The 11986-nt window shown below is 43.0% G+C and carries 7 protein-coding genes; all 7 read right to left on the bottom strand.

Features of this window, described 5'->3' with window-relative positions; all coding sequences use genetic code 11:
- Positions 1–193: 193 nt before the first annotated feature.
- Positions 194–3160, bottom strand: a complete 2967-nt coding sequence (locus tag ACTQ50_RS04220; protein ID WP_441483103.1) for a cobalamin-dependent protein — start codon at positions 3158–3160, stop codon at positions 194–196.
- A gap of 380 nt (positions 3161–3540) precedes the next feature.
- The gene (locus ACTQ50_RS04225) at positions 3541–4077 is read right to left on the bottom strand and encodes a DUF2284 domain-containing protein (protein ID WP_441483104.1); all 537 of its coding nucleotides are present in this window, start codon (positions 4075–4077) and stop codon (positions 3541–3543) included.
- 145 nt (positions 4078–4222) lie between these two features.
- The gene (locus ACTQ50_RS04230; RefSeq protein ID WP_441483105.1) at positions 4223–6193 is read right to left on the bottom strand and encodes an ASKHA domain-containing protein; all 1971 of its coding nucleotides are present in this window, start codon (positions 6191–6193) and stop codon (positions 4223–4225) included.
- A gap of 51 nt (positions 6194–6244) precedes the next feature.
- Complete coding sequence (locus ACTQ50_RS04235) at positions 6245–6649, bottom strand: HI0074 family nucleotidyltransferase substrate-binding subunit (protein ID WP_226820298.1); 405 nt, start codon at positions 6647–6649, stop codon at positions 6245–6247.
- The gene (locus ACTQ50_RS04240; RefSeq protein ID WP_441483106.1) at positions 6621–6929 is read right to left on the bottom strand and encodes a nucleotidyltransferase family protein; all 309 of its coding nucleotides are present in this window, start codon (positions 6927–6929) and stop codon (positions 6621–6623) included. The genes ACTQ50_RS04235 and ACTQ50_RS04240 overlap by 29 nt, the downstream gene beginning before the upstream one ends.
- Positions 6930–7217: 288 nt before the next feature.
- A complete protein-coding gene (locus tag ACTQ50_RS04245; protein ID WP_441483107.1) occupies positions 7218–10595 on the bottom strand; it encodes an EAL domain-containing protein in 3378 nt (1125 codons plus the stop codon).
- Positions 10596–10922: 327 nt separating this feature from the next.
- Positions 10923–11963 (bottom strand): alpha/beta hydrolase fold domain-containing protein, encoded by a 1041-nt coding sequence (locus tag ACTQ50_RS04250; RefSeq protein ID WP_441483108.1) that lies wholly within the window; start codon positions 11961–11963, stop codon positions 10923–10925.
- Positions 11964–11986: the final 23 nt, after the last annotated feature.

An 11986-nucleotide genomic window follows, 5' to 3' on the forward strand; every position in this document is an offset into this window, starting at 1 on the left:
TATTTTTTGAAAATTTACAAAAACGAATGTTTTTCGTAAGACATTTTAGTAGAAATTGACAACTGTTTTTCTAGCACAAAGTGCCGGGCAGATAACCTGTCCGGCACTTTGCTATTTTTATTTTATTATGGGGTTAACAAAATAAACTTGATTTGAATATGTGTTTGTTTCATTCAATGGATTTTCTTATATTTTAGCGTCCCAGGGACTCTACAAAGGTTCCTTTCACATCGCTCCAGTTGCGGTCTGCATAGTCAAGAAGATATGCAGCCTGCTCCATGGACATTTCCGGGAAAAGAAGGAAAAGGCTGTGGGAACCGTATTTCTTTACGATACGGTCTACGTTGCGGATCCAGTCTTCGAATTCGCCGGAGTAAACTTTAACCCAGATAGATTTTCCTGCTGCAATAGTCTTGTCGTAGATCACGTCCCAATCCGGAAGTGTTCCGTCCGGGCCGGCATCGCCGCTGGTCCACTGAAGAGCATCAATTCCATCGATTTCCATAAGAGCATCCATATGCTTGATCGCAGCCGGTCCATCCAGATGGTAAAGTACATGGTCTACATTTTCAGACTGGGTACGTAAGGACGGCTGAATGTATTTACGGAAGTCTTCCGGTGACATCATTGCGGAGAAGTCGCACTGGAGTTTCACGGTTCTGCCCGGTCCCCAGATCTGGAATACGGTGTATGCGTTTCCGCCCTCTTCGTCCTTGATAATATCGTAGAAGCGGTCGTAATATTCATAATAAATATCCGTTACTTCCTGAATTCTTTCTCCGATCATTTCCGGCTCATCCAAAAGGTCGAAGAGGATGTCCTGTGCTCCGCGAAGAGAAGCAAGAACGTCAATATTTTCCATAAGGTCAGGCATGTCTACATAGAAGTCATCTCCAGCAAGTGCCTGGCAGTCTTTTGCAAGCTGAATGTGTTTCTTAAACCACTTATTCTCCGGATCAAAAGTCAGCTTCGGAACGCCGTCCCAGCTGTCCAGACACTTATTGAACCATACGGTGTCTTCTTTAAATCCAATCTCAGATCCAAGATAAGAAGCAAGGGAACCTGGTCCAAAGTCGATATTCAGGTTCGGAAAGCTCTCTCCAAGGAATGCGTGAGTCTCGCAGAAGTAACGGTAACGGTCAACGATTCTCTGAGGATTCTGGTATTTATCCTCCATATCTTTCCATTTCAGTTCTTCTGGCATGTTGTAGTATTTGCCCTGGCAGATCTGATCCAGGTAACCGCCCTCAACAGGAGTTCCATCGGAATACTGCTCTACCTCAGGTCTTCTTGCGATTACGCACATAAGCGGTCTTCCTGTATTCTTATGTGCCCAGTAATTGCGGAATTTCTCCTTGGTAGCTTCCATATTTACCTTGTAGCCTTCACCTGGCTTCGGAAGCTGGATCTTGCTTAAGTCTACTTTTTCTTTTACAAAATGAGGTACTTCCTGAAGAGGACGTCGAACCCACGTACCGTTTGTCTCGGAAGTTTCATAGGAATCATCCTCCTGAAGCACTGCCGCGCTCCTGGAAGCTTTATCTGAATCCTTATCCTGAGCAGTTTTTTCAGCTGCTGAATTTACCGTTTCCTCTGCACTGCTGCCAACTACGGAATCTGCACTTGCAGATGCTTTTCCCGCCGTACCTTCTGAGGCAGGCTCGTCAAATTCTCCGGCTGCTGCCTTTGCACAGAATCCAGATTCAGCATATTTCTTCGCCTGCTCTGCTGCAGAAGCTGCGTCCTCTGTGTAAGCGTCTGCTCCGATCTCATCTGCAAATTCCTGGCTGATCGGCGCACCGCCAACCATGATCTTAATACGGCTTCTGAATGGCTGCTCCAGAAGTGCTGCTACAGTGTCACGAAGGGACGGCATTGTAGTGGTAAGAAGAGCAGAAAGGGCAACAATGCTTGCCTCTTTGTGCGCATTTACGGTATCAATAAAGGTCTGGATCGGTACGTCAACGCCAAGGTCGATTACTTCGAAGCCAGCACTTTCAAACATCATTCCAACCAGGTTTTTCCCAATATCATGAAGGTCTCCGGCAACGGTTCCAAGGATAATGGTTCCAGCACTTCCAGCTTCGCCGGTTGCAAGGTACGGCTTCAGAACTTCCACACCAGCTTTCATAGCTCTGGCTGCTGCCAGCATCTGTGGTACGAAAATGATCTCTTTTTTAAAGTTATCGCCAACTACTGCCATAGCGCCGATCATGGCGTCGTTGAGGATTGCGGTCGGGTCACAACCTGCGTCAAGAGCTTCCTGAACAGCCTGTCCGATTTCTTTATTTTTTCCATCCTGGGTTAATTTGAAAACCTTCTGCATTTTCTCATCAAGCGGAGAAGCAGGGGCTGGCTGTGCAGCTTCTTCTTCGACTTTATTTCCAAATTTACCAATGTAATCCAGGCAGTATTCATCACGCTCTAACAGTGCATTTGTTGCATAGATCATACCAATCATGTTCTTGTTGGTAGGATCTACGATGGCGCTGTCCATACCAGCATTCATAGCAAGAACCATAAATGCCTGGTTAATATTTTTTCTTACCGGAAGACCGAAGGAAATATTGGAAAGTCCGCTGGTAATGTGGATTTCCGGATATTCGTATTTGATTCTTCTGCAGCAGTCTGCAAATACAGTCAGTGCAGTCTGGTCTGTTCCCAAGGTTACAACCAGTGGGTCAATATGTAAACGGCTTGGTGCAATGCCGTACTGTTTTGCTTTTTCCATAATTCCGAAGAAAATTTTCATACGGCGCTCTACGGAATCCGGAATTCCATCGTTATCGCAGAGAAGGGCTACGCACTCCCAGTCTGTGTCTGCGATCACTGGAAAAATCGTGTCGATTTTGTCTCCCTCAAGGGAAACAGAGTTAATAAGTCCCGGTCTTTTACAAAATGGAATGGCTGCAACGCAGGATCTGGCACTTGGACTGTCCACACAGATTGGTGTATCTGTCACTTCCTGTACAAGATCGATCATCCATTTTAAAGTTTCTACTTCTACATCCTCTTCTACTGAGGCACATACATCCAGAAATGTGGCTCCCGCTTCTGCCTGCATTCTGGCTCTTTCTCTGATCAGGTCCGCATCCTTCTCAGCAATGGCTTTTGCAACTGACGGAATGGATCCGTTCAGTTTCTCACCAATAATAATCATGGCATTTTCCCTCCAATATGAAATTGTAATTTTTCTGCTGCAGCCTTCTCCGCAAGCTGTAACAGTATCGTTGTTACTGTTCACTCCGTGACCAGTAACGTATCGTTCTCTCCGCTGCAAGTCCTCCGCTAAATGGTCTTGCTTTTTACAAATTCATTTTATATCAATTTGGGGAAATTCCTCTTCTGTTATTTTCTCATTCGATTATACTATCTTACTGTGAATAATTTCACAACTAAATGCATATGCAGGATTTCAGAGCAAAGCATCGTAAAATACTATATAAGCTTTCATTTCTTTGTGCTTACACTCCTTCACTTGACACATATACAACTTTTCTTTGTGAAATATCTAACCACCTGCATTTCATCTTCCCAGTTTCACTTTAATAAATAACAGCTGGTATACGCAATCTTTCCAGGGCCATAATAATAGTCAAGATGGTTCGCCTGACAGACCTGCATGACCAGCATTCCGTATGCTTCCATTGAGGAAAAGGCCTGATCCGGAAAGCGGCAGGGAGCGTCCGGACAAGTACAGGTTTTGCATTTTGTGCAGCATCCTGCGCCTATGGGAAGCATGTTCGGATAAAATTTCCGCAGATCTTTTTCCAGGCTATAAAAAGAAGCCTTATGCATGACTTCTGCGCGCATCATGCCTTCCCCATCCATGGAATCCTCCAACTGACCCACTGTCTGTACCAGGATTCCAAGTTTATACTTTCTTACTCTTTGTTCGCATTCCTCCAGGGTTCCGCAGCCGGGCGGACAACTCCAACATTTGTTGTATTTGTGACAGGAATCGGAGGCACACATCTGGCGTACTTCTGGCTTTAGTTCAATGGTATCGCAGGCCAGGGGTGCCACGTTGGTGAAACCATGGGATAGGCATAGTTGTTTTAAGTCTTTGAAATTCATGTCTCTAATCCTTTTTAAATCATTATTATCCACAGATAACAATATGCAAGAACATTTTATAATTCTCTGTCTTCTATTTTTATATCTTGCTTCTATTTTTATAAAATCAGCACTAAAATTTCCTGTAATAAACACGGAAATCTCTTTACCTTTCAAATCCCAGCTCATCTACGAAACAGTCCTGAAATTCCGGGCAAGCCGCCAGTTCCAGAAATTCAATGCGCTGTACCGCTCTTTCAATCTCATGACGCTCATTTTTATTCAGCAATGCAATCTTAGCACCTTCCCCGGCGATATTTCCCACACATTGTACTTTCTTCACAAAGCTTTCCGGAATCAGACCAATCCGGGCTGCATTTTCCGCATTCATATAATTGCCGAATCCACCAGCCAGATATACAGTCTGAATCTGAGATTCTTCTATGTTTCTTTTCTTCAATAAGAGTCGGATTCCAGCGGCAATGGCTGCTTTGGCAAGCTGAACCTCACCAATATCTTTCTGGGTAAGATAGACTCCGCAATCATTCTCAAAACGCAACTGCCCACTCCCATTTTTTTCGTTTCTCTGTAGACACTCCATTTTCTCACTTTGCTCATCCTCTGACATATTCTGCCCACATTGGGCAAAACCAGTTTCTTTTGGTGGCACAAGCATAAACGTGTCTGATCTTTCCTGCCCGCTGTGAAGAATTCCAGTTTCATCTATCAATCCAGTCCGCAGAAGCTCTGCCACCAGATCGATCAGTCCGGAACCGCACAGGCCTACAGGCTTCTCACCGCCAATTGTGGTATACTGCCATTTTCCATTCTCATATTTCACATGATCAATGGCTCCCGGAAGCCCCCGCATTCCACACTGGATTTTCGCCCCTTCAAAGGCTGGGCCAGATGCCGCAGAGCAGGCTGCCAGGCCATATTTATTTCCAAGGATCATCTCTGTGTTAGTTCCGATATCCAGCATAAGAGTTATTTCTTCTTTTAAATCCTGTCGAAGAGCCAGCAAACACCCACTGGTATCTGCGCCTATGTATCCTGCAATGTTTGGAAGAAGAAGTAACTGACCTTTTGGGTGAATCTGAATTCCATAAGCAGACGCTGGTAGGGAAAGCGGCTGACTAATTGCTGGAGTATAAGGTGCATGCACCAAAGATGCCGGGGAAATTCCAAGAAACAGATGGTGCATACAGGTGTTTCCAACAAGACTTACCTGATAGATATCTTCCACTCCTGGCTTCCATTCAGCGTTTTTCGTCTTGCCATTGACAGTTTGATCATTCACTTTTTTCCTTCCACTTGCTATTTTTGGGGCTTTTTGAGTTTTTACAATAAGACTTTCCAGTATTTTATTTATTGTCTTCTGCACGCACTTGCTCAGCGTTTCTGTGCCATGTTCCAGCGCATAATTGGCTCTTTGAATTACGTCTCCGCCATACTGCATCTGGGGATTCATTCTACTTTCTACTGCCAAGTTTTCCCCAGTTCTACCATCCAGAAGATACCCCACAATTGTAGTCGTTCCAAGGTCGATTGCCGCAGTAAAAATCCAATCACCTTTTTCAACACTACTATTCACTCCATGGACAGAATCTTCATGGACGCCAACAATTGGTCTTAAATCAAGGATTTCTTCATCTGTATAGGCTACTTGCCACTCTGGATTGAAGCTTCGTTTTTCATAGAGACTTCCGGCAAGTTTTACATCTGTTTTTATACACCCATAATCTACATCTGACGTTCTTTTATTGTCTGAGATTCCATATACGTCTTCCACCAGTCGCTCCCACTCTGACTTTTTTTCCCCAGTCTCCGTCTTCTCCAGCCACACTGTTTTCACCTGCAATTCTGGCTGGAAATTCACCTTTCTGGAAAATCCTTCGCTCAAAATTTTACCTCTTTTTTTCTTCCCAGGAATCTCCACCTGACAGTCCTTTTCCACTTTCGTCTGACACGCCAGCACAGGCTTTCCATCCACCTTCACCAGACATTTCCCACAGGTTCCCTGCCCCCCGCAAGGCGCATCCGGCGCAAGCCCCACCAGAATCTCCGCCTCCAGCACGCTGGTTTCCACCGGAACTTCCACACTGATCTCTTCCCTCACAAAATAAACCCTTGCCACAGCCCAAACCTCCCCAAAACACAACCGACCGGGCACGCCCCGGTCGATGTACTATTCTTTCAGCAATTTTTCAACATTCTTTCTAAAATCATATAATTTATCAATATACACATGAACAATTGTCCCGCAATGTTCTTTCACAATCACTCCATCATAGTCGTGTGCAAGCTGATTTCTTACTTTCAGCATATCCATCCACTCATCACCAGTAATCAGATTCGCCTGAAATGATTCTCTGAGAACTTCTCTTGGTGAGCCAGTGACAAATCCAGTTATTGCATAATACTGTACCAGAATATCTTTCATAACCTTCCACGCCAAGTCAAATGTAATACTGAATTTAGCACTGGTTCCACTAAGTACAAAAGAATCTGACAAATCACGCTGTTTCGCCTCCGCCAGAGAGTCCAGTGAATTTCTAAACGACTCAAATCTTCTTATAAATTTCTCGTCCATATTGTTTTATATCCTCCAACAACAGCTGATTCTGACAAGTATCAAGATCAACCAGATCAATTGTGTACAATGTTGGAATCTCTTCTAAATTCTCCTGCAAATCAAGAATTTCGTGTGAAGCGACTCCAGACACTGCAATGTCAATATCGCTCCGCTCTGTCGCAGTTCCCTTTGCCCGGGATCCAAACAGAATTATCCTCTGTGCCCCATACAATCTGCACCGTTGTATAATTTCTTTCATGACCTCATCAACGCGCATAGTTTCCCCCATTTCACTCATAAAACTAATTTCATTATAGGTTAAATCCCACGCAACGTCAATTTGCAAAATCTATCTAATTTATTTCCATCAATATCCAGTATCAAATTATCCCTATCATTTTTTTCCATTTTCTCACTTATTTCCTGACTGCTATCACTGATATTTTTTCAAGTTTTTAAAATATATTTTAAAAACGTTTGTATTTTACATTTTTTTAATTTTATGTGCTGTAGCAGATTATTATATGCACACATAAAAAAAGAATCCGGCACAAAGTATTTTTATACACTTTGTACCGAATTTCTCTTATTTCTCTTGTACAAATTTTCTCACAAACTCTTCATACCCGCAAGGCTTTCCCCAGAAATATCCCTGGGTGAATTCCGGGCACAGCTTTCGGATTTTGAGCCATTCCTGGGCACTTTCTATACCTTCAATACAAATCTTCATATCCAGATTATGAATCATGGTGCAAAACTGATTCAGAAGATAATATTCCTGCTCATCTGCAACTGCTTTCGCAGTGAAAGAACGGTCGATCTTAATGATCTCTGGTTTCAGCTCGCTGAGATAATGGAAGTTCGAGTATCCGGTTCCAAAGTCATCCAGCGCCAGGCTGATTCCCATTCGCTTCAGTTCTGTGAGAAAATGCTTCTCATTTATATTTTGTTCCAGAAGATCGCTCTCTGTCAATTCCACGATCACCGCTTCCAGCGGCAGCCCTGCCCCTTTCATTTCTGCACTGAAATCCTGGATCACATCAGACTTGGAGGCCTGTACCTGGGAAATATTAATACTCATCCGGAACCCTGAACGTATCTTCCTGATCTCACTGCATTTTCCCATAGCCTCTTTCATCATCCAACGGCCAGCAGGAATAATAAGACCTGTTTCTTCCAAAATGGGAATAAACTCTGCCGGTGAAATCATTCCGAATTTTTCAGAGGTAAAGCGCATTAAAGCTTCTGCTCCATAAGGCACTTTTTTATCTTCAGCAAATACAGGCTGATAAAAAGCTGTAAAGCCCTGGAAGCCATTGATCACAGCTTCCCGCAATTCCTGGGTGATCTCCCTTTTCCGAAGAAATTTTCTGTAGGTTTCCCCATCAAATATATAACAACGGTTTCTTCCCAGCTTCTTTGCCTCATTCAGGGCAAAATCCGTCAGCTTCAATGCTTCTGCATACTGATTTCCTTTTAATGCCGCAAATGGCACAATTCCTCCTGAAACCGTATACATGACTTTAAATTTATTGGTTTCAATAAATCTGTCTATTGCTTCTCTCACTTTATCATAAAGCTTATCTGCATCCTGCGCCTCGTCAGAAGAAACATCCAGGATCAGAAATTCATCTGCCACAAGCTTGTACACCTTTTGTCCTTCTGATATGCAGCCGGAAATACACTCCGCCGATTTCTTAAGTACAAAGTCACCGTACTCCTGTCCGAAATTATCATTGATTTCCTTAAAATGATCGATTCCTATACGAAGCAGATATCCTGTCTCCAAAGGAGTATCCAGCTGGTTCATATACTCCCGGAAACCAGACTCTCCCAATAATCCGCTTACATTATCTGCCTTCGGTCTCTCTCCAATTTCATTCACACAACCAATCATGTAAAGAGGTTTCATGTTATCGTCACGGACCAGATACCCTTTGCAATGAATCCAGATCGGCTTTTTTTTCAGATCCAGCCAGCGATATTCCATGCTATGGGTGCAGCGGTCTGTTTCTAGAAGATCATCAAATTCCGCTTTCAGTTTTTCATAATCCGGTGCATATATAAATTCCTTATGCTTCGAAATTACATTATGAAAACCATTTTTCGGAATACAGAAACGTTCAAGCGCCTGATTTGCTATGTAATAAAAATCTGACCGAAAGTCAACCACATATGGGTAATTATCTGTAGTGGGGCTCAGAAGATCGATCACACTGCAAAGCTCATCCACAGACATGCTCTGAAACTTTTTCTCCTGCAGGATCACCTCATCTGTGATCTCCTCTGTCGGCTGCTTACTCATATGGGAGAGCAGATTGTCCAGACCTGCTGACCGTGCCACCTTCTTCCTGCGCTTCTGACGGTACAGCATGGTATCACTTCGTCTTACAATATCTTTAAAGTCAAAGTCTATATCAGGCTGATAATAAGCATATCCGGCTGACATGCTGAGTGGATACTCCAGCTTGTTCGTTTCCGCTGTTTTTTTCAAAATCAGCTCCAGCGCCTTCAGCCGTTCCGGAATCATATCCTTCTCATCGCTATGATATACATACGCAAACTCATCGCCGCCAATCCGAAAACAGTTCTTTACGTTCTGAAATGCCTGACTGATACACTGATAACACAGCTTCAGCGCCTCGTCTCCCTTTTCATGTCCAAAATTGTCATTGATCACTTTCAGATTATCCAGATCGAACAAAACCACACCTGTTGTACGCAGTTTAATATCACCTTCCTCCAGATATTTCACCATGTCCTCGTAAGCGTTTCGGTTCATAGCCTCTGTGAGCATATCCATGTTGGCTATTTTCTGCAGATAGATCACCTTTTGTTTCTGGATGTATTGATCGTAATATTGGGAAACCTGAATCCAGATCAGCATAATGATAAACAGCAGGATTCCTGTGGGAAGCAAAATGGATGTCTGTTGGAATTTTCTTAAATAATAAAGAAACATTTCCGCCATTCCGAATACAATGATTACACACATAGGATACTGGAATTTCTTAGCTTCATCGTTACCTTCTTTCCGGACCTCGTAAAGAATAAGCGTAACTGTGTAAACTGCATTGGCAGCCATGATAACATGGGTTGCAGGAAGCAGCCGGAATATATCAATAACTCCTGTACACTGAAGCAGAACATCAGCTGCCATGTTCACAAGATAAAGAATGGGAAAAATCAATGCACCTTTGTGGTATCTGCTTTTGCAGATATCATATAGCAGAAAATTAAAGGGTACCGGGAAAAGGAAGAATGAAAAATAATCTATAAAGTACAAGGTCCTTCCATCCGGAATCAAAAACTGCAGAAATCCACATTGTGCCAGTGTCCATATTGCGATCAGCAATGAGAAAAATCCAAGGTTTAAAAAGATCTCTATCTTCGCTTCTGTCTTGTCTCTTCTTTTTCTTCGCACTACCCCCAAATAGAGAACCAGGCAGATGATACTTGCAAACAGGATCCCGCAGCTGAGCAACAGGGTTTGAAAGCTGTCCGTTAAGATTTTCAGAACGCAGTCGCCTCGTGTTCCGTATACAATGCTGACTTCATTTCCATAATAGTCATTATATACCGGAATAATTCTGACCTCCAGATTTTTGCCTGCGCTGTCTTCCGGAATATCCACAATGTGCCAGCAGCTTCCCGGTGACTTCATAAAGCTGGGCGCATCTTCTTCGTTTCCGTATTCGTATATTTTTTCTCCGTCCAGCCACACTTCTGCAATGGTGTGTGTGGTTTTAAACAGGATTGATTTGGGAACATTGAATTCTTTAGGCAGAGCAATATTCTTTGATTTAATTTCTCCATCCGTCAGTTCTTTTGTTTCACATTTGATCGTATTATCCCAGAACAGTTTTTCTCTGACCGTACTCTGACTGAATATCCAACCTGAAAAACAGATGGCAAACATTCCAAATGCGAACAGAGTGATCCATAGTTTCTTTTCTATTTTCATAGTTTCTCCCTACTATATAAAATAGCACTGTTCACAAAGTGCACAATGATCACTTTGTGCTGCAATTCTATACGAAATTAACCCGCACAGAATATTACCTGTAAACAATGACTTACAACCCATCAAAAGGTACACATAAATAGCATATCAAACCCATTTAGCTTTTTCAAGGTTTTGACAGATTTTGTTAAAACCTTTTTGTTTGAGGGCAAAAAAATATCTGACGGGGCAATTCTGCCCTGTGCCAGATATTTTCTTCGTTTTTGTCAGCTTATGTGTCTGCCGATTCTCCGATAATCACGCTCATATTAATGTATATGACTTCCTTTATGCAAATTTCTCATCCAGATATTCTTTCAGAATTCCCAGATTTTCATCACTATATAGCTGATCTGCCGCATGCTTATAATTATGAAAAAGCTTAAATTCCACCTTATCTGCCCCAACAGTTCTTGTCAGCAGCGCATTCAGTCTCTCAGACTGCAGATACGGGACATCTAAATCCGCATCACCATGCCAGATCAATATATCCGGGCTGTTTTCCTCAGTGAGATTTTCCTCAATATAATATAATGGACTGTAATTGTTTTTCTCATCCTCAGTAAGAGTTTTTACATCCTTGCGCATCCAATAAGATTCCACATCTTCGTAGCCGGTATCTTTAATTGCCCCCTGAAGCCACAGGCTGGCCGCCCAGCGGACAATTTTGGGAATCCTCAGCTCCCTGTAATCATCTTCCATAGTTCCGAATTCCATACAGCCGTAATAGTCCAGAATCACCTGAACTTCACTGGAAACAGGATGGTTCTCATCTTCTCCGATAAATGGAACACTATTAAATTCCTCATCATTGGAAGCGCCACAGATCACTGATAAATACCCCCCAGCTGACTCTCCCCAGATTGCGAAACGCTCCGGATCGTATCCATATTTCTCTGCATTTGCACGAAGAAAACGGATCGCTGATTTCACATCTTCCACGCCTGCCGGAAAGGCTGCTTCCTGGGCAAGACGATAGTTAACGGATGCACATGCATATCCATGATCGCGGAAATAGCGGTACATCAGCTGCGCCTGACGGGACTGGCTGTCATTATATACGAAGCCGCCCCCATGTACCAATATAATCAACGGCATAGGTTCTTCACTGTCCGGCACATACAGATCCAGATAATCATTTTCGGAAGCCTCAGAATATGGCAGCTTCTCATAAGCTTTTCCTCCGTTCCATTTGGAAGAATCATCCAATTTCACTGATGGAGCGTATACATTATGAAAAACCACACGGACAGCTTCATGATTGTAACCAAGAATACCAGCTACAGCAGCAAGACAAATTCCCCCTATGATAAAACCTTTTTTCTTCATTTTTTCAACCTCTTTTCTGCCTT

It is taken from the genome of Blautia sp. Sow4_E7 (assembly GCF_052116245.1).
In the GTDB taxonomy this organism is placed as follows: Bacteria; Bacillota; Clostridia; order Lachnospirales; family Lachnospiraceae; genus Blautia_A.